Below are 24,422 nucleotides of genomic sequence, written 5' to 3' on the forward strand. Positions count from 1 at the left end.
TGTAATGTTTTGTTTTTAATATCTCACTATTGGTTGGCATAATTCATCCGGTAGGGCCTTATATTACGTTAAAAGAACGGACGGAATGGAGAGGTATGGTAAAAGCCGCTCAATTAGAAGCGTTATGTATCACAAGCGGAAGTGTCAGGCTACGCGTCCTGCCGCCTCAACCGTCCAGCGCCTGCCGGACGCATTTCCCATGCAGGCTGAACGCATATCCGGCACAGGCTGAACGCATATCCGACATCCGCCGGAAATCCATTTTTTTATCTATGGAAGTATTTGTTGCAACCTTTTCCTCGGGTTGTGCGTCTAACAGGTATGTATAACTAAAAAAGGAGAAAGATTATGTTAGCAACAACAACACCTACCATCGAAGGAAAACGTATAACCAAATATTATGGCATTGTGACAGGTGAAACCATTATCGGCGCCAATCTGTTCCGTGATTTTTTCGCCAGTATCCGCGACATTGTGGGCGGGCGTTCCGGTTCTTATGAAGAAGTACTGCGTCAGGCCAAAGATACCGCGTTACGCGAAATGCAGGATCAGGCTGCTTTATGGGGAGCTAATGCTGTCGTTGGAGTGGATTTGGATTATGAAACCGTGGGAGAAAGCGGTAGTATGCTGATGGTGACCGCAAGCGGAACGGCTGTCAGAATAGAAGATTAAGGGAAAGAAGGTATACCTGTTGCAGTATTCTTTTTAAAGACTTATTGCAACAGGTGAGTCCATGATCTGTTTAGGTTGGATTACCATCTGTCCTTGATCCCCAGTATTTTACGTGCGTCATCTTGCTTAAATAAAGAATCCAGCGTTTTGACGATTTCGTTTCCGTTTTCACGGTCTACAATACGGTCGGAAACCATTCTTAATACTTTCATCTTTTCATCATCCCATGTAAATATGGACATGAGCCGGGCGGTTTGTTTACAGGTGAAATAGTTGTTTACGACTCCTACAGACAGTAATTCCAGCTGGTCGTCCTTAAAAGCTTTGCTTCTCACTTTTTTATAAAGGTTTTCAAAATCTAGTGGATTCATGGCCTTGTGTCTCGGTCTGTGGGGACCGGAATGATCGGGCTGACTGGGTGGGGCTACCGTAATAATTTCATTGGGCGGACACACTGCGACCGGAGGCGGAGTGACGATGGCTTTAAAAGAATCCATGTTTGTTACCATTCCGTCTATAAAATCGATAATGATTACTTTGTTTGCGGCTGTGGTATATTCCCATTGTTCCGAACCGTTGTCAAATCTACGGAAATCGGGACTTCCAAGCAACTGGCTGACTTCTTCTTGGGACATTCCTCTCTGCACTTTCATGATAGCGTTACTGGCAGTCAAACCGCAACTGCTGACCAATGCACAAATGGCTAAAGCTACTAATGCTTGATTTAATCTTCTCATCTTTTTTGTGTTTTCTATTTGCAACAAAGGTAAGTCGGGAAAAAGTATATTCCTCTATCTTTTCCCCTATTTATTTGTAGGGATTTCCCTATTGTTTATATAGTAAATCTTCTAAAGTCCGTAATTCGTTCATTAGCAGGTTGTTTCAGACCTGTATTCTGAAGGATTCAGTTGTATCCTCCCAGAAAAGATGCCATTGATTATTTTAACGCCATCTATAATTAATGTAAAAACTGAGATCTCAATTTTAACTTCTTGTTCTCAGGTGGTTCTAACCTATAAACATTTGAAGAGCAGATGATAAACGAAGATAAAATTCGGGAAGTATGCGCTTCCCACCCGGAGCGGGGATTCAAACTGTTGATGGATCATTTTCAACAGCCCATATATTGGCATATCCGGCGGTTGGTCGTTTCGCACGAGGATGCGGAGGACATCTTGCAGGAAGTCTTTATCCGTATCTTCCGCCATCTTCCCCAGTTCAGGGAGGAAAGTTCGTTGGGGACATGGATTTACCGGATAGCGACCAATGAGTGTCTCCGATTTCTGAATATGCGTAAGGAACAAGCTGTTTCTGCGGAAGAAGTTCAGGAAGAGTTGATGAATAAGTTGATGGCATCCGATTATGTGGATTACGAGAATGAAATGGCGGTGAAATTCCAGCAAGCCATCTTGATGCTCCCCGAAAAACAGCGGATCGTTTTCAACCTTCGTTATTATGATGAACTGGAATATGAGGAAATCAGCCGGATTACGGATACGAAGGTAGATACATTGAAAGTGAATTATCACTATGCAAAAGAGAAAATAAAAGAGTATATGGTAAATAATTAAGGATAGTATGGAAAAGGAGTTTGATTTTAAGAATATGGGTAAGCAGATGCCTTACCGTACCCCTGATGACTTTTTCGGGAAAATGCAGAAACAAGTTTTGGAGCGTACTCGGGCTGGGAGGCTTGACCGGCGGCATAGAGTCAGAAGGATTGCCTGGGCTGCTTTAGCTGCTGCGGCTGTCATGTTAGGAGTTGTTTTTTTCCCGACCTCCCGACCTGTGACAGAGGAGTTGCCTTCTCATTCGCTTGTTGTTTCTGCGGATTTGGACCATTCCTATTCAGAAGCTATGGATCATTATATAGAATCTATGTCCGATGAGGAATTGGCAGAATGGGTGGAATTATCTGAGAATGATATATTTATAAATTGATTAATCACTAAAAAGTAATGAAATGATGAGAACAAAAAAGTTTTTAATGGTATTGGTTGCCATTTTTATGGGAAGTCAGGTAACACTTTTTGCACAAGAAAAGAAAGGGGCTAGACCTGAAAGAAAACAGTTGAATAAAGAGCAGATGCAGGAAATGCAGTGCAGTCAGATTATAAAAGGATTGGCATTGGATGATGCAACGGCTGCCAAGTTTACTCCGGTGTATAAACAATATATGGAAGAAATGCAGGCTACCCGTAACATGGGAGCTCGCCGGAATGCTGCAAATAGAACGGCGGCCGATAAACAGACTCCCAAACCGGTCCCTACAGACGCCGAAGTGGAGCAGGCTATTAAGGCACGATTTGCGCAGAGCAGAAAGATGCTGGATATCCGTGAGAAGTATTATAATGAATTCCGGAAATTTCTTTCGCCCAAACAAATTCAGAAAATGTACAATCTGGAGAAACACAATGGAGATAAATTCCGTAAAGAGATGAAAAGAAGACAAGGAATGAAAAAACAACCTGATGGAAGAAGACGTATGCCGCAGGGCGATGTGAAGAAGTAAATATGGATGAAATGAGGGAAGTGGCTGCTGTTTATGGCGGCCACTATTTTGTTTTCTCGTGGGAAGTGCGTATTTTTGTGAAGCTAACAGTGGCTATTCAACCAATAAGAATAATACGATGAAAGTAAAGAAATTAAGTGGCAAAGTTCAAGATGCGCAACAGATACCGGCCTTGTTTGATAATGAGAACATTATGTATCATCCTGTTGATAGGGTGAACTGGGAAGCATATCCTTATCAGCCTCATGTGTCTTTTCGTATAGCTTATACAAATGATGCTATATTATTGCATTATAAAGTGACCGAAGATAGTGTCCGTGCCAGATATGGTGAAGATAACGGCAGTGTATGGACTGATTCTTGTGTGGAATTTTTTTCTATTCCTGCCGCAGATGGCATTTACTACAATTTGGAATGTAACTGCATCGGTACGGTTCTTTTAGCTGCAGGACCGGAACGTAGTGATCGTGAAGCGGCTCCTCTTGAAATAACCGGTCAGGTGAAACGTTGGGCCAGTTTGGGTAGAGAAACTTTTGAAGAAAAGATAGGAGAATGTACCTGGGAGGTTGCTTTACTGATTCCGTATAAGGTATTTTTTAAACATGCCATTACCGGGCTGGATGGAATGAGCATACGGGCTAATTTTTATAAATGTGGGGATGAATTGCAAAAGCCTCATTTCTTATCATGGAATCCGATCAAGATAGAGAAGCCGGATTTTCATCGTCCGGACTTCTTCGGGCTTTTGGAGTTTGAATGAAATTCGTAATTAATTTAAAAAGATTGCATACTGCCGGATAAAAATGCTAAGTTTGTGATATTATATAACGAAAGAAATAGTATAGTAGCGATTTTGAAACAGTTCTATAGGATGAAACATACGTTGAAATTTATATGGGTCGGGTTGTTTTGTTGTCTATGTCATCTCACCGTGGAGGCGCAAACCCGTAACCGGCAGTATGAGGAATATATTCATAAGTATAAAGATCTTGCTATCGATGAGATGAGACGGTATCGTATTCCTGCCAGCATCACTTTGGCCCAGGGACTATTGGAGTCAGGGGCGGGAAAAAGTACCTTGGCTCGTAAATCCAATAACCATTTTGGTATAAAATGCGGTGGTGACTGGACGGGCCGTACTGTACGGCATGACGATGATGCCCGTAATGAATGTTTCCGTGCCTATAAGCATCCTCGCGAGTCATACGAAGATCATTCCAAATTCTTGAAAGGACGTTCGCGCTATGCATCTCTTTTTAAGTTAAAAATCACCGATTATAAAGGATGGGCACATGGACTGAAGAAAGCAGGATATGCTACTGATCCTCGCTATGCGTATCGTTTGATTGATATCATTGAACTGTATGGACTACATAAATACGACACTAAGGATGGTATAAAGTGGATGAAGGAATTTCCAAATCCGCATCAGCCTTATTTGGCTAATGATTTGCTTTATATTGTGGTACGTCCGGGGGATACATTAAAAAAACTTTCTAAAGAGTTTGATATCAGCCAACGTAAGTTGAGGAAATACAATGATCTATATAAAGGATATGTGCTGAAGCCGGGCGATATTATCTATTTGGACAAAAAGCATCGTCGTGCGGATAAGGAACATATTGTTCATGTGGTTCGTGGGGGAGAATCCATGTATTCCATTTCTCAGAAATACGGTATTCGTCTGAAGAACTTATATAAGATGAATAAGATGAAACCGGAGGATCCTTCTCCTAAAGTAGGTGATATATTGCGTTTGCGTTAACCGTTATTGTGCGGTGACAGACATTTAAAAACGTACAGGGTGTCCGATATCGGACACCCTGTACGTTTTGTTTATTATTGATTATCAGAAGATTAATTTCTTGGCATGAATGTTGCATATTCTTTGGTACAAAATGAAAATAATAAAATGACAATAAGTTATGGACAGAGAAATCCCCAAAGAAGTGCGTGATAAGGAACGCAAGAAGAAGTTTATCAAATATGGTGCAATAGGCGTGGCGGCGGTGGTATGTATAGCCGTATTGATTTCGTTTATGCGAAGCAGTGTCAACCGAAAGGATCTGGTATTTTCGGAAGTGGATAATGGAACCATCGAAGTGAGTGTCAGTGCTTCCGGTAAGGTAGTTCCGGCTTTTGAAGAGATTATCAATTCACCTATTAATACTCGCATTGTGGAAGTTTACCGTAAAGGGGGGGACAGTGTGGATATAGGTACACCGATTTTGAAACTCGATTTACAGAGTACGGAAACCGAATACAAGAAACTGCTGGATGAAGAACAGATGAAACGCTATCAGTTGGAGCAGCTGAAAGTGAACAACAGTACTTATCTGAGCGACTTGGCTATGCAAGTGAAAATCTCTGCCATGAAGTTGAACCGCATGGAGGTGGAACTACGTAATGAACGCTATCTGGACAGTTTGGGATCAGGGACAACGGATAAGGTCCGCCAGGCCGAACTGAACTTCAATACCGGAAAATTGGAATTGGAACAGCTTCGTCAGCAATACGCCAATGAGAAAGAGGTGAAGGCCGCCGATTTGAAAGTGAAGGAGTTGGAATTCAATATCTTCTCAAAGAGTCTGGCGGAAATGAAACGTACATTGGACGATGCACAAATCCGTTCACCGCGTAAAGCGATTCTCACCTATATTAATAATCAGGTAGGTGCGCAGGTGGCGGAAGGCAGCCAGGTAGCTATCATCTCTGATTTGAGTCACTTTAAAGTGGAAGGTGAGATAGCCGATACATACGGTGACCGTGTGGCGGCAGGCGGACGTGCCATCGTCAAGATTGGCAATGAGAAACTGGAAGGAACGGTAAGCAGCGTGACACCGCTGAGCAAGAATGGGGTGATTTCGTTTATCGTACAACTGAATGAAGACAATAACAAACGCTTGCGTTCCGGCTTGAAGACGGATGTGTATGTCATGAATGCCGTGAAGGAAGGAGTCTTAAGATTGGCGAATGCTTCTTATTATGTGGGCCGGGGTGAATACGAATTATTTGTCCAGGACAGTAAGGATGAAATCGTGAAGCGTAAAGTTCAGTTGGGCGACAGCAACTTTGAATATGTGGAAGTCGTATCGGGGCTGAAGCCGGGTGACAAGGTAGTTGTCAGTGATATGAGCAGCTATAAAAACAAGAATAAGTTGAAGTTGAAATGAGAGCAGCTATGACATAAACAACAAGATAAAACTTTCTCTCTTAAATTAAAGTAGCGGGAAACCGGGTGGAAGGGAGGCGTATTCCCTTCTGCTCGCCCCGGATACTGATGATAATTCGTTCTCATTATGATAAAATATTATTGGAAGCAGGCCTGGGAGCTGCTGAAACAGCATAAACTGTTCAGTGTGCTTTATATAACAGGTGCGGGATTGGCTATTGCCATGACTATGGTTGTTTTTGTGGCACATTATATAAGAGTGGCACCTGTTTATCCGGAGACAAACCGTGCTGAGACGTGGGTTTTGAAGTCTGTTACGGTGCAACGGGTGAAAACCCGTGGAAGTGGCAGTTGGCAAAGCTCTCACCAATTGGTACGTGACTGGTGGTATCCCATACAGGAGGCCGAGCAGGTTTCTGCTGTATATAACTCGTGGGAATTGGATGACTACATTCAACGTGAGAACTTGGGTTCGGAACTGAATGTGAAAGTGAAATATACCGATCCTGCTTTTTTCCGTATCTTTCAATTCTCTTTTTTAGCTGGGAAGCCATTCTCGCAGGCCGATTTTGAGAGTGGTATCATGAATGCGGTGGTAGGGGAGGACTTGGCACGTCGTCTGTTCGGCACCACAGAGGTGGTTGGCAAGACTTTCAGCTTGAATTATACGGACTGTCGCATTGTGGGAGTTGTGAAAGATGCAAGTTTCCTGACAAGAGACTCCTTTGCACAATTATATCTGCCTTATACTACAGTGGCAGGCTATGATAAGGATTCTAAAAGTGATGCCGGTATGTTGGGACCCTATACGGTTTATTTCAAAGTGAAGGATGATGCCATGGGAGCGGCTTTGGAGGCGGCCATGCATGAAATGGTCCGTAAATATAATACTTCACAGGAAGAGAATAAATTGGTTTTATCAGGTCCGGATGTTTATTGGAAAAGTGTCTATCGGCGTGGAAATGTTCCTTTGGACTGGTGGGAGCTGATACGTCTTTGGGGAGGGCTTGTTTTGATTTTCTTATTGGTGCCTGCTCTTAATTTATGTGCGATGATCAGTACGCGCATGGAAAACCGTCTTCCGGAAATGGGTATCTGTAAAGCCTTCGGTGCCGACCGCGGACGTTTGCTTCGTCAGATATTGATCGAGAATTTGATATTGACCTGTTTGGGGGGGCTGCTGGGCTTATGTTGGGTCTGGACGATATTGATAGCCGGACGTAATTGGGTGTTTACTTTGTTTGAGCGTTACGGAAATTCCGCTCCTGAAGGAGTAGATACAATCGTCAGTTTTGATATGCTGTTCTCTCCATGGATTTTCTGTGCAGGTTTTATCGTTTGTCTTTTGCTGAATTTATTCTCTGCATTATGGCCGGCGTGGAAGGCACTGGGTAAGGATATCGTTTATTCATTGAATCAGAAGAAATAAAAGGAGGGGGATGCGATGCTACATTTGATAGGTAAGAATTTATGGGCACGCCGATACCGCAATGGCTGGTTGTTGGCAGAGTTGATCATTGTATCTATGGTGATATGGGTACTGACTGACCCGATTGTGGTGACTACCCACGACAGGGGGCTGCCTACCGGTATCACAGAGGAAGGAATGTACAGACTGAATCTTGCTGCTGTCTCTTCCAAATCAGCGCGTTTTGAAGCAGGGGAAGACACTCCGGAGGCACGTGCTGCCAATGTACGACGGATTCTTTCGCGCATTCGCGACTATGAAGATGTGCGGTATGCAACTTTGCAGTTTAGAGACGTCGGCCCGTTTTGTTCCAGTTCATGGAGCCGTTCGTTAAATACGGACTCTTTACATTATTATCCCTATATGGTGATGTTCTTTGAGCCTCAGAGCCAGTTTTTCAGCACATTTGGATTTGAGGAAGTGGAAGGGCAGACTAACGAAGAGCTGGACCGTATGCCTTTTGAAAATAAAGAAGTCGTTATGACCGTAGATCCTGTACCGGGAGTCGTTTCATTGGGCTATCGCTATGTTGATTTTAAAACGGATACCTTGAACTGGATTATAAAAGCAACCATCGGTAAACTACGTATGCGCAATGGCATGCAGCCGCAGAATGTATTGGCCGAGCCTCAACAGTTGGAAAAATTCGAAATACCGGAAGAGGTATGTATCGTCTTCCGTACTAAACCGGCTATAAACGAAACGCAATTTATGCAGCATTTCAGACCATGGGCGGAGAAAGAGTTGCGTGTGGGTAATCTATATATGCGTAGTGTGAAGAGTTATCATGAAGTAATAGCGGACAATGATGAAGAGAATACGGTGAATTATACTTATCGTGTGAATTTACTGATGGGAGGATTCTTCCTGATCAGTTTATGTTTAGGAGTTTCCGGTACCTTTTGGATGCAGACACGCAGCCGTCGGGAGGAAGTGGGTATCATGAAAAGTTTCGGTGCCCGGTCTGTCTATATCATCCGTATGTTGCTGGGCGAAGGGATAGTGCTTTCTACGCTGGCTACTTTGACCGGTTGTCTTATTTATTTGCAATATGCCTTGAAAGAAGGGCTTTATACCAATATGTGGAATGAACAGGAAATACTTCCCATTTATTGGGTGAATAGATTCCCGCTTCATTTTTTAGGAGTGTCACTGATTGTATGGATTATCTTGCTGATTGTGGTCAGTATAGGCATTTATATTCCTGCACGCAGCATCAGCCGCATAACTCCGGTGGATGCATTGCGGGATGAGTAGGATTAAGATTTAAAAAAAATGATAAACGGCTGTAAACCGGTCTGTTTATAGGTGTATGGATTTTGAGATAACTAGTATGAGATAAGATTAACAATTTAAATACGAAACGATTATGGCAATGATTAAATTAACCGGTATCAATAAGATCTACCGTACGAATGAGATTGAGACATTAGCATTGGAAAATGTGAATCTGGATGTGGCTAAAGGTGAGTTTGTCAGCATTATGGGACCTTCCGGTTGCGGTAAGTCCACATTGCTGAATATAATGGGGCTGCTGGATGCTCCCAGCAGTGGAAAAATTGAAATCAACAGTACGTCTGTGGAAAGCATGAAGGATAAGGAGCTGGCTGCTTTCCGTAACAAGACCTTGGGCTTTGTGTTCCAGTCGTTCCACCTGATTAATTCACTGAATGTGCTTGATAATGTGGAATTGCCTTTGCTTTATAGAAAGATGGCCGCCAAGGAGCGTACCCGTCTGGCAAAAGAAGTGTTGGAGCGTGTCGGCTTGAGCCATCGTATGCGTCACATGCCCACACAGCTTTCCGGAGGTCAGTGTCAGCGTGTGGCGATAGCTCGTGCTATTGTAGGTAATCCTGAGATCATCCTTGCCGATGAGCCTACAGGTAACTTGGACTCAAAGATGGGTGCTGAAGTCATGGAATTGTTGCATAAATTAAATAAAGAGGATGGACGGACCATTGTGATGGTAACCCATAATGAGGAACAGGCCAAGCAGACTTCCAGAACGATCCGTTTCTTTGATGGCCGCCAGGTGCAATAACTACTGATTACTATGAAAAGGAATTTATTAAGAAATAACAGAGATGATTAAACAGTATTTTAAGCAAGCTTTGGCGCAACTTCGCCAGCATCCGCTTATCAGTGTTATCAGCATCGCAGGAACTGCTCTTAGCATTTTCCTTATAATGTTGGTAGTGATGCTACAACAAGTGAAGGTTGCTCCTTTTTCTCCCGAGTCAAACCGGGATCGTTTTCTGCATGTGCATTATATGAGCATAAATCATAAGGATTGGGGGGACGGAACAAGTAACGGACCGATGAGCGTGCGGACGGCGCGTGAGGTATATAAATCATTGAAAACTCCTGAAGCTGTCACTATTTATTGCAGTATGCCGATATCGACTCCTGTCTCATTACCTGCGATGCCGGCTATTGGAGCGGATGTGCGGGAAACGGATGATACTTTTTTTAAAGTGTTCGATTTTCGTTTTGTGAGTGGAAAACCATACGATGAAGCTACTTTCAATGCAGGCACTCCTGTGGCAGTGATTACTGAGAGCATATCGCGGGCTTTGTTTGGTTCCACAGAATCTGCGGGCAAAGAGTTTTTATTGAATCATGCTCCCTATCGTGTGGTAGGGGTAGTGAAAGATGTATCTACTCTTGCCGATGCTTCTTATGGCCAGGTATGGATTCCCTTTACTTCGACGGATTTGCCTGATGATACGTGGAGTGACCAGCACATGGGGATGATGAGTGTCACTATTTTGGCTCGTAATCATGATGATTTTGGAGAAATCCGTGCTGAAGCCAAGCGGCGTATGAGTGAGTATAATTCTATTCTTGCCGATCAGGGGTATACGTTGATAGACCGTAACCGGCCATACGATCAGGAAACTCAGTCTATTTCATTTGCGGCTAACTTGGAGCCGGATTTGAAGTCGGCTCGTCGTGAACGTGCTATCATTTTTATCATTCTGTTGTTGGTACCTGCTATAAATCTGAGCAGTATGACGCAAAGCCGGTTGCGCCAACGTGTGGCGGAAATAGGAGTACGCCGTGCTTTTGGAAGCACCCGCATGGAAATGGTTGGACAAATCATCATGGAAAACCTGGTCGTAACTTTGTTGGCTGGTGCCGTAGGTTTGTGTATCAGTATTGTTATGGCTTATTTAGGTACCGATATCCTGTTTGCACAGCCTTATAGTGCGACACTGAATGCCCCTACAGTTGATTCCAGTATTTTATTGCACCCTTCCACTTTCCTTTACGCATTGCTGTTTTGCTTTGTTTTGAATTTGCTGAGTAGCGGCATTCCTGCTTGGAGGGCTTCAAGGACTAGCATTGTCAATGCGCTGGGAGGAAAGATTCACTAGGTCGATAACGAATTAAAAGTAAAGAATCAAGATGAATAAGAAACTATTTACTCAGATAAAAAATGAATGGCGGTCTAATCTTTGGCTTGTCACCGAATTATTGTTGGTAAGTGTCGTTTTATGGTATATTGTGGACTATATGTATGTGCAGACCTCAATTTATAATGAACCACGGGGATTTGATATTTCTCATTGTTATTTAGTGCAAATGGGACGCCTTACGGACAAAAGCCCAGACTTTATTCCTAATCAGACAGACGAGGAAAAGCGGCAGGATGTCAAGGAACTTCTAAGTCGTCTTCAGCATAGACCGGATATAGAGGCAGCCGGATTAGGACAAAATTCTTATCCGTATAATGGCAGTAACAGCGGTGCGTCAGTGGTGTATGATACATTACGTTCGCCGGGATGGACTATACGCAGATTGGTGTCTCCCGATTTTGTCCGTGTGTTCCGTTATCGTGGCACCCGTGGGGAGACCCCTGAACAACTGGCTGAGATGCTGAAACATCCGAAAAATTTTCTTGCTTCAGATAATCTTTATAAACGGCGCTATGGATGTGATTTGACTTCATTGGTGGACAAACAATTTTATTTGTTTGGGGATACAACGAACACATATAATTTAGCGGCTTCTTTGCAGATTGTCCGTTATGGGGATTATTTTGAGGCATGGAACAGTTACTGCATGGTGGCTCCTATGCCGGAAGGATGGTATGATTTGGGCGCGGAGCTTTGTGTACGCGTAAAAGAGGATCAGGATCGCGATTTTATAGCTCGTTTGAAAGCGGATAGTGAGAAACTGTATCGCGTGGGCAATGTGTTTATTGCGGATGTGCGTTCTTTTACTGATATCCGTCGTAACTTTCAGCAGTCACAAACGAATGCCTGGAACAGTTACCTTTTCGGAATGGGTTTCTTGTTGTTGAATATATTCTTGGGATTGCTAGGTACTTTCTGGTTCCGTACTCAGCAACGACGTGGCGAGATTGCATTGATGAAATCATTGGGTGGAACAGATCATAGTATCTTTGTCCGTCAGTTGGCAGAAGGATTGATATTATTGGCGGTGGCCACAATTCCTGCGATCTTTATTGATTGGAATCTGGCAAATGCGGAACTGAATGCCTGGATGGATGGCTCTACATTTGGTTGGATCCGTTTTGTCAATACTGTGCTCATTTCCTTTGTCTTGATTGCATTGATGATTGTAGTAGGTATCTGGATTCCTGCACGTAAGGCTATGAAAGTTCAGCCGTCGGAAGCATTGCATGATGAATGATTTCTTTTTTGGGATAAAAGAATTTGGGAGTATGAACACAAACATGATAAAACTATATTTCAAACAGGCTTTTTACCAACTTCGTGAGAATAGGCTCATCAGCTTGGTTTCTATTATAGGAACGGCATTGGCTATTTGTATGATCATGGTCATTGTCCTGGTGTTGGAAGTGCGCATTACGGATTGTGTGCCCGAGGTGAACCGTTCACGTTCTCTTTATATGAAAGCGATGTCTATTCATCAGAAAGGAGATACCAGTGATAGGTCATCCAACGGCTGTATGTCACTCACGGTGGCAAAAGAGTGTTTTAAGGCACTTACTGTTCCTGAGGCGGTAACGATAGTGTCTACAGGAGGCAGGATGCGTATTTCTGTACCTGCGGGAAAAATGATGACGGTGGATAACCTTGAAACTGACGATACCTTTTGGAAAGTCTTCTCTTTTGATTTTATTGCCGGAAAGCCGTTTACGGCTGCCGATAGTGAAAGCGGACTTTCTAAAGTTGTAATTAGCGCTTCTGTGGCCCGGAATTTGTTTGGTACGGTAGAAGCGGTGGGACGTACAGTCCAACTCAACTTGGCCGATTATACGGTAGTGGGTGTTGTGAAAGATGTATCCAAACTGGCTGTCTCTTCGTATGCGCAGATTTGGATACCTTTCCATTCAACAGAAATAGCCGGAAAGTGTTGGTATGACAATGCGATGGGAACTTTTCGTGTGGTCATTCTGGCACATTCGGAGAAAGATTTTCCTGCCATCAGAGAAGAGGCGGAACGCCTGCGTCAGAAATTTAATGATGGATTGCAGGATTCCGAAATCTTTTATCGTGGACAACCCGATGATCGTTTCTCTTTTATCTTTCGTCACTGGGGAAGAGAGTTACAGGCGAAGGAAGCTTATTTGCACTACCTGCTGGTGATTGTTATTTTATTGCTGGTACCGGCTATAAATCTGAGTAGCATGACTTTGTCCCGTATGCGGAAGCGCATGTCGGAAATAGGAGTGAGGAAGGCATTCGGTGCTACTGCCAATGTCTTGTTGAGGCAAGTGTTTTATGAAAACTTGTTATTGACGCTCATAGCCGGAGCTGTAGGAATGCTTTTCAGTTATGCATGTACTTTTTTATTGAATGATTTCTTATTTTCCAATAGCGAGAACCGTACCCAAATAGGAGAAACCAGTCTTTCGGCAGATATGTTGTTCAGTCCCTGGATATTCTTGGCTGCATTCATTTTCTGCCTGCTTTTGAATTTGCTGTCGGCATGCATTCCTGCCTGGAGGGCATCGCGCATGAATATTACGGACGCTTTAAACCAACGCTAGATCATGAACAGGAATTTATTGAAACAGATATGGAACGAGCGCCGCAGCAATGCGTTTCTGTGGATGGAACTTTTTGTGGTGTTTGTCATATTATGGTATATTGTGGATGTGGTATATGTCACATTGAGCATCTATAATTTGCCGATGGGCTTTGATATAGAAAATACGTATGTTCTTCGTTTTGAGCGGATGACTTCGAAAGCGGCTGCTTATCAGCCTGGCCGTACTATGAAAGAGGATGTTGCCGATTTGCATGAAATTGTAAACAGACTTGCTCATCGTCCGGATGTGGAAGCAGTCAGCCTCTCGCAAAACTGTATACCTTATAATGATGGTGCGAACAGTTTTTCATTTTATCTGGATACAGTCCCGGTACGTAGTTTGAAACGATGGATAACTCCGGAATATTTTAATGTATTCCGTTACCGCAATATAGACGGTTCGGGCAGTGAAAGCCTTGCTGAGGCACTGACACCGTCCGGCATGGTTTTATCTGTGAATATTGCCGATGTTTATCAGGATGCGCCTTGGCACGGTAAGGAACTTTTAGGGCGTAGGGTACCTGTTTGGCGGAATGAGCCGGAGGCGGAGCATCTTTCTATAGCTGCTCTTACCGAGCCGGTCCGTTATGACCATTTTACAGCTCCGGATGATTACGGATCCCGTTATGCTGCTGTGTACCTGACAGATGAGGAAATGGAGTCCTTGGGCGAAACGGTTTATATAGAAGTTTGCCTGCGTGTTCGTGAGGGACAGAATGATGGATTCATAGACCGTTTGATAGTGGAGGCCGACCGTCAATATCAGGTGGGCAATCTATATCTTTTGGATATAACCCCGTTGAGTGATATACGCGCTGCTTATGAAACGGATTCGGTGAATGAGTTGAATACGCAATTTTGTATCATATTTTTCTTATTGCTGAATATCTTTTTAGGCATTATCGGAACTTTCTGGTTCCGGACACAGCATCGGCGTGCCGAAATAGCGTTGCGTATGGCTTTAGGCTCTACCCGTTGGGGAATCTGCGGTCGTCTGATGGGGGAAGGGGTCTTGTTATTGCTAATATCTGCTATTCCTGCATGGGTCGTAGCGTGGAACTTGGGATATGCCGAACTGGTGGAAGTTACACGTATGCCTTTTACGGCAGGTCGTTTTGCGATTACGGTTCTGGGCACTTTCATTCTGATTGCTGGAATGATTGTCATTGGAATAGGATACCCTGCCCGTCGTGCCATGAGTATCAAACCGGCTGAGGCGTTACATGAAGAATAAATAAAATGGAGATATAAGACGAATGAAACAGCTATTATCACAAGCATTCAATCTGATACGGCAGAACCCTTTCTATTCTACAATCAGTATGATAGGAACAGCTGTCACTATCGCTTTTGTCATGGTGGTAGTGATGATTTACGACTTCCGGACCATGGACATGGCTCCGGAGAGTGATCGGAGTAATATGATGTATACAGGTCCGGGGATGACCTATCGTAAGCAAGACCAAACCAACCGAAACAGTGGTATGGGACGTAAGGCTTTCGAAGCGTTATTTTCAGAGCTTCCCGGCGTGAAAGAAGTTACTTGGTATCGTGGTGTTGCCAAGACACCTTGTAACTTGTCTGCTTCGAATGAAATTTTCAACTATTTTGTGCGGCCTGTGGCTGATAACTGGTTTAAGTTCTTTGATTATGAATTTATAGCGGGACGTCCTTTCACACAAGAGGAGTATGATGCCCGTCGGTGGGTCAGTGTGATAACCGAGCGTATGGCCTTGCAGCTTTTCGGCACGACGGATGTGGTAGGAAAAGAATATCAAAGTAATTTTTTCCCGACTAAAGTGGTAGGCGTGGTGAAAGATGTCAATGCTATTTTCCAAACAGCATACGCTGATGCTTTTGTTCCTTTCTCATTGGAAAATGAAGACTATTATGCTACTTGGACAGGGGGCTTGGGGGGAATCCGCATGGGATTGCTCAAACTGCTGCCGGATACTCGTCCTGCAGATATACGGACAGAAGTACAGCATCGGCAGGATCGTTTGAATAGTTCGACGGCGGAATATGCTTTCGAGATGAACGAACTCTATACTCATACGGAATACACTTTTTTCCGTGGAAAGGATATTAGTGCACCGTTGGTTTACAGTATGTTATTGATGGTCTTGCTGATTGTTCCTGCTATTAATATCTCAGGTATGACCAATGCCCGGATGCAGGAGCGGGTGACAGAGATTGCAGTTCGCAAGGCGTATGGCGCATCACGCATTTCCATCATGACGAGGTTGTTTTCCGAGAATCTGCTCACAGTCTTTTTGGGTGGAATCTTAGGATATCTGCTTTCGTGTGTGTTGGTTTGGCTGGGACGTGTATGGTTGTTTGGTAGCGGCGAGGTAGAATTGTCAGGTATCAGTCTGGATGGAGGTTTGTTGTTGCATCCTGCTTTATTTGTGTTGGTTTTCGGCGTATGTGTTGTCTTTAATTTATTGTCGGTATTGATTCCGGTATGGATGGTCACACATCGAAATATTGCAACTACCATCAAAGGAGAATAGGAGGAAAGAAAAATGATAAAGAGTTTATTCAGACAAATGTGGAATCAGAGGCATGCCAATGTATGGGTGTGGGTTGAATTGGTTGTTGTTCTTGTTTTGCTATGGTACAGCATCGATCTGGTTTATAATTATGAGGCGGCTGCCCGTCAGTCTAAAGGATATGACACGGAGAATGTTTTTGATATTCAACTGAATATTAAACCGACTTTGCAAAATGATTCTGTATTAATGAGTCATTCTGCCGAATATCTGGAACAAATCTATCAGTTGATCCGACAATATCAAGGGGTGGAGGAAGCTTGTTTTTATTATGGGACAATACCTTATACGGGAAATAATATGTATGAGGGGTATGCTCCGCATTCGGATTCGACTCATGTGGTAGGCTGTTTCATCCGTTATGTCAGCCCTGCTTATTTCAAGGTATTTCGTTTGCGGCCATTATCAGGTTCGTTTGAGGCGGAGCGTTGGGACAAGAATGAATATCCCATGCCGGTGTTGATGAGTGAAACATTAAGTGATTCCTTGTTTAGCGGACGCAATGGAGTAGGGGAGACTTGTTTCAATCCTTATTTCCTGAATAGTGCGCAACCGGAAACTAATTATAAGGTAATGGCGGTGCTTCCTGCTCATAAGACAGATGAGTACGAGCGTTACGAACCTTTTATTTATCTTCCCAGTCCGCCGCTGACTCATTGGCATCACATTGCGGTGCGTGTGGTTTCCAATTCCATACCGGGATTTACCGAACGTTTTATGCAGGATATGCAAGGGAAATTATCTATCGGCCCTTATTACTTATACGATATAAATTCGTATGGCGATATGAAGGAAGCTTTTGATATAGAGCAAGGAACGGTGAATTATCTGAATACGACCTATGCCGTTATCCTTTTCTTTGTTTTCAATATATTTTTGGGGATGCTGGGGACTTTCTGGTTCCGGACTCGTAAAAACCGGAGCGAGATAGCATTGCGCATGGCATTAGGTTGCAGTAGGATGAATGTATTCGGCTATTATGTACTTGAGGGCGTTCTTCTCTTGGTTTCGGCTGCCATTCCCGCTGTTTTTGTTTGTGCGAATATGCAGATGGCGGATCTTACCGTGCATACATTGATGGAACCTGCTTGGGGACGTTTTCTGTTTTGTTTTGTGTCGGCCATGCTGTTGCTGGGGATAATCATTCTGTTCGGCATTTATTTCCCCGCCCGGAAAGCGATGGAGATTGAGCCGGCAGACGCGTTGCATAATGAATAGTGTTATTTCATTGTCACAGGATCAGCAGTGTTCGTATATGAATGGAGTGTCCGATTTCGGACACTCCATTTTTATTGTAAGTTGTTATAAAACAGTGAAATAGTTTTTTGGCATACCATTTGCCTTACCTTTGACAAAAAGAATCATAACACAATGAAAAAACAAGTAATATCTCTATTTTTAGCTTTTGGCATATCGTTGGTTGCCGGAGCGCAGCCACAAGAAAAGCGACGTGCCATCACTTTGGAGGAAGCCATCACTATTGCCCGTGTGCAAAGTGTGGATGCGGCCGTAGCCTTAAACGAGCTGAAAACCGCTTATTGGGAATATCGTACTTTCCGTGCGGATTTGCTTCCGGAAATGAATTTTGAAGCCACTATTCCCAGCTATAATAAGAAGTATAATTCTTATCAGCAGGATAACGGTTCTTATACATTTGTACGTAATAATTATATGGAAATGAATGGTGAAGTCTCTATCGATCAGAATATTTGGCTGACCGGTGGTAAACTCTCATTGAATACCTCTCTTGATTTCTTGAAACAACTGGATGGAGATAAGTCCAAACGATATATGTCTGTTCCGGTAGCGTTGACATTGGAACAACCTGTTTTCGGAGTGAATACAATTAAATGGAACCGCCGCATCGAACCGGTGAGATATGCCGAAGCCAAAGCCGCATTTCTTACTGCAACCGAAGAGGTGACCATGACTACTATCAATTATTTTTTCAATCTGTTGCTGGCCAAAGAAAACGTAGGCATCGCCCGGCAGAATCTGAAGAATGCGGACAAACTGTATGAAGTGGCCAAAGCAAAGCGTAGCATGGGCCAGATCAGTGAAAATGATTTGTTGCAATTGGAACTGAATGTATTGAACGCCCGCTCCACACTGACGGATAATGAAAGCAATTTGAAAAGTAATATGTTCAAACTCCGTTCATTTTTGGCATTGGGAGAGGATGAGGAATTGGAACCGGTAGTTCCCGAGACGATTCCGGCTGTATTGCTGAACTATCCGGATGTTTTGGACAAAGCTCTTGCCAATAATTCATTTGCGCACAACATCCGCCGCCGCCAGTTGGAAGCCGATTTTGAAGTGGCTAAAGCGAAGGGCAATCTGCGTGAGATCAAGCTCTATGCACAGGTAGGTTTTACGGGGACAGACCATGAATTTAATAGTGCATACCGCCGTTTGAAAGACAACCAGATTGTAGAAGTTGGTTTTAAGATTCCTATTCTTGACTGGGGAAAACGTCGTGGTCAGGTAAAGATTGCCCAAAGTAACCGCGATGTGACTGAAAGCAAGCTACGTCAGGAAACCATGAATTTCAATCAGAACCTGTTTATCCTTGTAGAACAGTTCAATAACCAGCAGGCTCAGTTGCAGATAGCAGGCGATGCGGACAAGATTGCCCAGAAACGTTACAGTACCAATGTGGAGACCTTCATGGTCGGTAAAATATCGACATTGGATTTGAATGATTCCCAGACAAAGAAAGATGAGGCCCGTCAGAAGCATATCAATGAGTTGTTCTATTATTGGTACTATTATTACCAGTTGCGAAGCTTGACATTGTGGGATTTCAATACCAACACCAATATTGATGCCGATTTTGAGAAGATTATCAAACAATAGGATTTTCACCATTCCATTCTGTTTGAATATAAAATGGGGTTGTCTTTGTGCTTATTAAAATAATAATTTCTACATTTGCAGCATTATGATATTAATTATAGACGATGACAGTGCCATTCGTTCTTCTCTGAGCTTTATGCTGAAAAGAGCGAAATATGATGTGCAGGCCGTACCGGGTCCCAAAGAGGCTATTGAAATAGTCCGTTCGGTTGCACCCCAGTTAATCTTGATGGATATGAACTTCACCCTGTCCACCAGTGGCGAGGAAGGATTGACTCTTCTGAAACAGGTCAAAGTGTTCCGGCCCGATGTTCCCGTTATATTGATGACGGCATGGGGAAGTATCCAGCTTGCCGTGCAAGGGATGCAGGCAGGTGCATTCGACTTTATTACCAAGCCTTGGAACAACGTAGCGTTGATGCAACGGATAGAAACGGCCCTGGAACTGAATTCACAAGATAAGAAAGCAGAGGTTCCGGTGGAAGATAATGACGGTTTCAACCGTAGCCATATCATTGGAAAGAGTAAAGCGCTGATGGATGTGCTGGCCACGATCAAGCGGATAGCACGTACCAACGCATCGGTCTTGATTACCGGTGAAAGTGGTACAGGCAAGGAGTTGATAGCCGAAGCGGTGCATTTGAACAGTCCCCGTAGCAAGAAACCTTTTGTGAAAGTGAATTTGGGAGGTATTTCTCATACTTTGTTCGAGAGTGAAATGTTCGGTCATAAGAAAGGTGCGTTTACGGATGCCACAGCCGACAGGGTGGGACGTTTTGAACTGGCTGACAAGGGTACGATTTTCTTGGATGAGATTGGCGATTTGGATTTAAGCTGTCAGGTGAAACTGCTTCGCGTGTTACAAGAGCAGACTTTCGAAGTCTTGGGCGACAGCCGTCCCCGTAAAGTCGATATCCGTGTGGTCAGTGCGACGAATGCCGATTTACGGCAGATGGTGCAGGAACACACCTTCCGCGAAGACTTGTTCTATCGTATTAATTTAATTACGGTGCATCTTCCGGCATTGCGCGAACGCCGGGAGGATATTCCGTTATTGGTCCGTCATTTCGCCGACAAACAATGTGAATCGAACGGTCTTCCCAAAGTGGAATTTACTTCTGAAGCGATGGATTATTTGAGCCGTTTGCCTTATCCGGGCAATATCCGTGAATTAAAGAATTTGGTGGAACGTACCTTGCTGGTCAGTGGAAAGGAAATATTGACTGCGGATGATTTTAAATCACAATACCAGCATCCTATAGAACAGAAGGTGACAACGAATCTGCAAGGCATGACCTTGGAGGAGATAGAAAAGCAGACGATTCTGCAAACGCTTGAGAAGTATAACAATAATATGTCACAGGTTGCCGTAGCCTTAGGAATCAGCCGGGCCGCTCTTTATCGCCGTTTGGAGAAATACAACATACAAGTGAATGATTAGCAAAACCGGAACCGGATAAAATATGAAACTGAAATTCTTGTTCTTCTTTTTAGCATTACTGTTGACAGCAGTATGGATTATCCTGCTCGTTCTGACCTTGAAGGAACGCGGTGCGCTGTTTTATATAGGAGAGGGAGTCATTACATTCAGTCTTGTGTTTCTGGTTTATTTTTACCGCAAAGTCGTGAAACCGCTTGATATCATCGGCAACGGTATGGAACTTCTTCGTGAGCAGGATTTCAGCAGTAGACTGACTCCTGTCGGACAAAAGGAAGCCGACCGCATAGTGTTGGTTTTCAACCGCATGATGGAGCAGTTGAAAGACGAGCGCCTTCGGCTGCGTGAGCAGAATCATTTTCTTGACCTGCTGGTCAGCGCTTCTCCCATGGGAGTTGTCATACTGACGCTGGACGGACATATTTCCATGCTGAATGCGGCAGCTCTTCGTTTTTTGGATTATTCTTCGGCAGAAGAAGTCAGAGGCCGATTGCTGTGCGAGTTGGCTTCCCCTTTGGCCGAAGAAATAGAACGTATTCCCAAAGATACTACGGAAACAATTCGCCTGAGCGATTCCATGATTTACCGCTGTTCCCGGCTTTCTTTTGTTGACAGAGGCTTCTCTCATCCGTTTATTCTGGTGGAAAGTCTGACTTCCGAGGTGGTGAAAGCAGAGAAGAAGGCATACGAAAAAGTGATCCGTATGATAGCGCATGAGGTGAATAATACGACAGCGGGCATCACCTCTACCCTTGATACAGTGGATGGCGCTTTGGAATGTATGGAAGACACGGAAGATTTGCGCGAAGTGATGAAAGTCTGCATAGAGCGTTGCTACAGCATGAGCCGTTTTATCACAAATTTCGCCAATGTGGTGAAAATCCCCGAGCCTCAATTACAATCAGTGGACTTGAATGACCGCGTGGCCGCTTGCAAGACATTTATGGAAACGGTTTGCCGTAACCGTAAGATTACGCTGCATCTTGATTTATGTAAAGAGAACCCCGAAGTGATGATGGATACTTCCCTGTTTGAGCAAGTACTGGTCAACATTATCAAGAATGCGGCTGAAAGTATCGGGGAGACGGGAGATATCTTTATCCGTACTTCCGTATCGCCTACGATGCTGGAAATTGCTGATACCGGTGCCGGTATCAGCAAGGAGGTGGAAACCAAACTGTTCAGTCCTTTCTTCTCCACTAAACCTAACGGACAGGGCATCGGTCTTATTTTTATTCGCGAAGTCTTGATGAAACATGGGTGTACTTTCTCTCTTCGTACTTATCCGGATAAACTGACCCGTTTCCGTATCCGTTTCTGATAATTGGAGGACGAATATTTGGAATGTTATCAATAAAATGTGTATCTTCACCACTTTACCACGCCGATGCTTCCGAAAGGAAGTGAAAAGGGAGGGAGGGTTTATAGTAAACGTCTTTCGGGGTGTTTTGTTTTGTGCTGTTGGTTCCTTCGGAATCTCGAGCTCAAAATGAAACACCCTTTTTATTATGCTAAGCTGTCCGCGATGAAAAATGTTCAATCAGGATTGGATGAAATCGGTTCGTTTTGTTTATCTTTGCAATATCATGTACTAAATACATCAAATTATGAAATACCCTATCGGCATACAAACTTTCAACCGCATCCGCGAAAATGGTTATGTTTATGTAGACAAGACTGCCCTCATCCATCAGTTAGTGAGCAGAGGAAGTATCTATTTTCTCAGTCGTCCGCGCCGTTTCGGAAAAAGTTTGATGATCAGTACCCTCGAAGCCTATTATAAAGGGCGGAAAGAGTTGTTTGAAGGACTTGCCATTGCCGGACTGGAAAAAGACTGGTTTCAATATCCGGTATTTCATATAGACTTCAACGGAGATAATTTTGCCAAAGAAGGAGTGCTGGAAGCTGCCATTGAGGGCTATTTGGGAAATTGGGAGGATATGTATGGCAAGAATCCCAATTACACGACTCCGGGAACCCGTTTTATCGAATTGCTGCGTCGTGCCAGCGAAAAGACAGGAAGGCGTGCCGTGGTGCTCGTCGACGAATATGACAAACCCATTCTCGATGTGCTTGATACCCCCTTGGAAGAGGAGAACCGGAATACGTTGAAAGCTTTTTATTCTACCTTCAAGGGAGCTGATAAATACTTGCAGTTCGTGATGCTGACGGGAGTCACCAAATTCTCGCAAGTCAGTGTCTTCAGTGGTTTCAACCAGCCTAAAGATATCAGTATGGACCCGCGTTATGAAGCACTGTGCGGAATCACCGGGGAGGAAATGGAGCATTATTTCCATGAACCTATTTCCGAGCTGGCCGAAAAAGACGAATGCACGTATGAGGAAATGAAAGAACGTCTGAGAGCGCAATATGACGGTTATCATTTTAGCGAAAACATGCTTGATATTTACAATCCTTTCAGCATTCTGAACGCTTTTGATTCTTTACAAATCCGTGACTACTGGTTTGCCTCGGGCACGCCTACCTATCTGGTCCGGCTGTTGCAGCATAGCAACGAGCAGATCAACGAATTGGTGGGGCAATATTATGACGCATCCCTGTTTGCCGATTACAAAGCTGATGTGGAACGTCCTCTTCCCATGATTTACCAAAGTGGATATCTTACCATTAAGGATTACGATAAATATACTCATTCCTATCTGCTTGATTTTCCCAATGATGAAGTACGCAGAGGTTTTCTCAGCTTGTTAGCCAGTGATTATTTCAAAATACATGGAGTTTCCGTTTCCAGTTGGCTGATCAGTTCTATCCGCCTGTTGAATGCGGGTAAGACAGATGCCTTCCGTGATTCTTTCACCGCTTTTTTGTCCGGTATTCCCTACGATTCGCATGACAGTACCAAGACTCCGGAGCTGACCGAGAAACATTTCCAGTACACTTTCTATCTCATTCTCCGTCTTATAGGCGTATATTGCCTCCGCATCGAGCAGACACAAAGCCGGGGACGGGTGGACTGCATACTCGAGACTCCGCAATATATCTATATTTTTGAATTCAAACTGGACGGCAGTGCCGATGAGGCCTTGCGGCAGATAGAAGAAAAGGGATATGCCCGGCCTTATCTGGCGGACAAGCGAAAAACAGTTTGTACGGGAGTGGTATTTTCTTCACAGACGCGAACCATTTCCGAGTGGAAAGAGGTGAGGTAATATCCGGACAAGCTTGAAAATCTCCTGTGGTTTGGAATAAGTAAGTAACGTCATAAAAGTGTGCGTAACGGGTTTGTACTTCTATGGAATGCTCGTGGCGGTCTCATCAATGCAGATGCTTTCACCTATGTTCTCAAGAAAAATGAGCCATTCCTCCGCATGGGAGAGTTCCCTCCATTCACGATAGCCGCTGAGTATCTCCTTGTACTGCCTTTCAAACGTATCCCCGTTTATGTGGTAATAGCGGTTAAGCGAACGGGAGGTCGTAGGGATCGTCTCCATACACTCCTTTTAAAAAAAGCCGCGAACTCCTTCGGGTAGCGGGTTACTTCGGCCTTGAGGTGATAAGTGTCCGAGAAATAACGGTTGTTCTCTTTGTCATACCATCTGCGTGCTAATAGTCCTTGATGATTCATGATGCAAAGATAGAATTTTATTGATGAATTAAAGAAGCATCCCCCCTATGTTTATCCGGTGACCCGTTAAAGGCGCATAGTAATAAACCTGGCATTTAGTATTATCAATAATGACTTTGATACTACCGACTTCTTACTAACT

At 43.8% G+C, this 24,422-nt stretch carries 22 protein-coding genes and 1 pseudogene; 21 read left to right on the plus strand and 2 right to left on the minus strand.

Annotated features, from left to right (window positions below; genetic code table 11):
• Nucleotides 1-85: 85 nt before the first annotated feature.
• Nucleotides 86-232, plus strand: coding sequence for a hypothetical protein (locus ACYQ0C_RS07275; RefSeq protein WP_167330609.1), 147 nt, complete (start codon nt 86-88; stop codon nt 230-232).
• Nucleotides 233-348: 116 nt separating this feature from the next.
• On the plus strand, nt 349-672 hold the full coding sequence (locus ACYQ0C_RS07280) for a heavy metal-binding domain-containing protein (RefSeq protein ID WP_016276811.1): 324 nt from the start codon (nt 349-351) through the stop codon (nt 670-672).
• A gap of 80 nt (nt 673-752) precedes the next feature.
• Here ACYQ0C_RS07280 and ACYQ0C_RS07285 read toward each other — a convergent pair whose 3' ends face one another.
• Nucleotides 753-1,409 (minus strand): DUF4476 domain-containing protein, encoded by a 657-nt coding sequence (locus ACYQ0C_RS07285; protein ID WP_016276810.1) that lies wholly within the window; start codon nt 1,407-1,409, stop codon nt 753-755.
• A gap of 297 nt (nt 1,410-1,706) precedes the next feature.
• On the opposite strand from ACYQ0C_RS07285, the gene ACYQ0C_RS07290 reads away from it, so the two are divergent.
• The 19 genes from ACYQ0C_RS07290 to ACYQ0C_RS07380 all read left to right on the plus strand — a co-directional run bounded on the left by ACYQ0C_RS07290 (nt 1,707) and on the right by ACYQ0C_RS07380 (nt 23,864).
• Nucleotides 1,707-2,243 (plus strand): RNA polymerase sigma factor, encoded by a 537-nt coding sequence (locus ACYQ0C_RS07290; protein ID WP_016276809.1) that lies wholly within the window; start codon nt 1,707-1,709, stop codon nt 2,241-2,243.
• 7 nt (nt 2,244-2,250) lie between these two features.
• On the plus strand, nt 2,251-2,613 hold the full coding sequence (locus ACYQ0C_RS07295) for a hypothetical protein (RefSeq protein ID WP_016276808.1): 363 nt from the start codon (nt 2,251-2,253) through the stop codon (nt 2,611-2,613).
• 22 nt (nt 2,614-2,635) lie between these two features.
• Nucleotides 2,636-3,184 carry a hypothetical protein gene (locus tag ACYQ0C_RS07300; protein ID WP_025077088.1) on the plus strand — a complete coding sequence of 183 codons (549 nt, stop codon included), beginning with the start codon at nt 2,636-2,638 and terminating at the stop codon, nt 3,182-3,184.
• 118 nt (nt 3,185-3,302) lie between these two features.
• Nucleotides 3,303-3,944 carry a carbohydrate-binding family 9-like protein gene (locus ACYQ0C_RS07305; RefSeq protein WP_025017928.1) on the plus strand — a complete coding sequence of 214 codons (642 nt, stop codon included), beginning with the start codon at nt 3,303-3,305 and terminating at the stop codon, nt 3,942-3,944.
• Nucleotides 3,945-4,055: 111 nt separating this feature from the next.
• Nucleotides 4,056-4,949 (plus strand): glucosaminidase domain-containing protein, encoded by an 894-nt coding sequence (locus ACYQ0C_RS07310; protein ID WP_025077089.1) that lies wholly within the window; start codon nt 4,056-4,058, stop codon nt 4,947-4,949.
• A gap of 160 nt (nt 4,950-5,109) precedes the next feature.
• A complete protein-coding gene (locus ACYQ0C_RS07315) occupies nt 5,110-6,357 on the plus strand; it encodes an efflux RND transporter periplasmic adaptor subunit (protein WP_016276804.1) in 1,248 nt (415 codons plus the stop codon).
• A gap of 126 nt (nt 6,358-6,483) precedes the next feature.
• Nucleotides 6,484-7,785 (plus strand): ABC transporter permease, encoded by a 1,302-nt coding sequence (locus tag ACYQ0C_RS07320; protein WP_016276803.1) that lies wholly within the window; start codon nt 6,484-6,486, stop codon nt 7,783-7,785.
• A 15-nt stretch (nt 7,786-7,800) separates the two neighbouring features.
• Nucleotides 7,801-9,081, plus strand: coding sequence for an ABC transporter permease (locus tag ACYQ0C_RS07325; protein WP_016276802.1), 1,281 nt, complete (start codon nt 7,801-7,803; stop codon nt 9,079-9,081).
• A gap of 112 nt (nt 9,082-9,193) precedes the next feature.
• Entirely contained in the window at nt 9,194-9,865 is a 672-nt protein-coding gene (locus ACYQ0C_RS07330) for an ABC transporter ATP-binding protein (RefSeq protein ID WP_016276801.1), read from the plus strand.
• A 43-nt stretch (nt 9,866-9,908) separates the two neighbouring features.
• Nucleotides 9,909-11,201 carry an ABC transporter permease gene (locus tag ACYQ0C_RS07335; RefSeq protein WP_016276800.1) on the plus strand — a complete coding sequence of 431 codons (1,293 nt, stop codon included), beginning with the start codon at nt 9,909-9,911 and terminating at the stop codon, nt 11,199-11,201.
• Nucleotides 11,202-11,232: 31 nt separating this feature from the next.
• Nucleotides 11,233-12,483, plus strand: coding sequence for an ABC transporter permease (locus ACYQ0C_RS07340; protein ID WP_016276799.1), 1,251 nt, complete (start codon nt 11,233-11,235; stop codon nt 12,481-12,483).
• Nucleotides 12,484-12,526: 43 nt separating this feature from the next.
• Nucleotides 12,527-13,807 carry an ABC transporter permease gene (locus ACYQ0C_RS07345; protein WP_025077090.1) on the plus strand — a complete coding sequence of 427 codons (1,281 nt, stop codon included), beginning with the start codon at nt 12,527-12,529 and terminating at the stop codon, nt 13,805-13,807.
• Between the two features lie 3 nt (nt 13,808-13,810).
• On the plus strand, nt 13,811-15,082 hold the full coding sequence (locus ACYQ0C_RS07350; protein WP_016276797.1) for an ABC transporter permease: 1,272 nt from the start codon (nt 13,811-13,813) through the stop codon (nt 15,080-15,082).
• Between the two features lie 22 nt (nt 15,083-15,104).
• Nucleotides 15,105-16,361 (plus strand): ABC transporter permease, encoded by a 1,257-nt coding sequence (locus ACYQ0C_RS07355; protein WP_016276796.1) that lies wholly within the window; start codon nt 15,105-15,107, stop codon nt 16,359-16,361.
• 12 nt (nt 16,362-16,373) lie between these two features.
• Complete coding sequence (locus tag ACYQ0C_RS07360; protein ID WP_016276795.1) at nt 16,374-17,618, plus strand: ABC transporter permease; 1,245 nt, start codon at nt 16,374-16,376, stop codon at nt 17,616-17,618.
• A 153-nt stretch (nt 17,619-17,771) separates the two neighbouring features.
• A complete protein-coding gene (locus tag ACYQ0C_RS07365; protein WP_016276794.1) occupies nt 17,772-19,256 on the plus strand; it encodes a TolC family protein in 1,485 nt (494 codons plus the stop codon).
• 85 nt (nt 19,257-19,341) lie between these two features.
• Nucleotides 19,342-20,697, plus strand: coding sequence for a sigma-54-dependent transcriptional regulator (locus ACYQ0C_RS07370; RefSeq protein ID WP_016276793.1), 1,356 nt, complete (start codon nt 19,342-19,344; stop codon nt 20,695-20,697).
• A gap of 22 nt (nt 20,698-20,719) precedes the next feature.
• The gene (locus ACYQ0C_RS07375) at nt 20,720-22,015 is read left to right on the plus strand and encodes a sensor histidine kinase (protein ID WP_016276792.1); all 1,296 of its coding nucleotides are present in this window, start codon (nt 20,720-20,722) and stop codon (nt 22,013-22,015) included.
• A 286-nt stretch (nt 22,016-22,301) separates the two neighbouring features.
• Nucleotides 22,302-23,864: an ATP-binding protein gene (locus ACYQ0C_RS07380; protein WP_016276791.1), complete on the plus strand. Its 1,563-nt coding sequence runs from the start codon at nt 22,302-22,304 to the stop codon at nt 23,862-23,864.
• A gap of 90 nt (nt 23,865-23,954) precedes the next feature.
• Here the strand turns inward: ACYQ0C_RS07380 and ACYQ0C_RS07385 are convergent.
• Nucleotides 23,955-24,146: pseudogene (locus tag ACYQ0C_RS07385) on the minus strand (ISAon1 family transposase); the annotation flags it as partial.
• Nucleotides 24,147-24,422 lie beyond the last annotated feature (276 nt).

It is taken from the genome of Phocaeicola sartorii JCM 17136 = DSM 21941 (assembly GCF_054653615.1).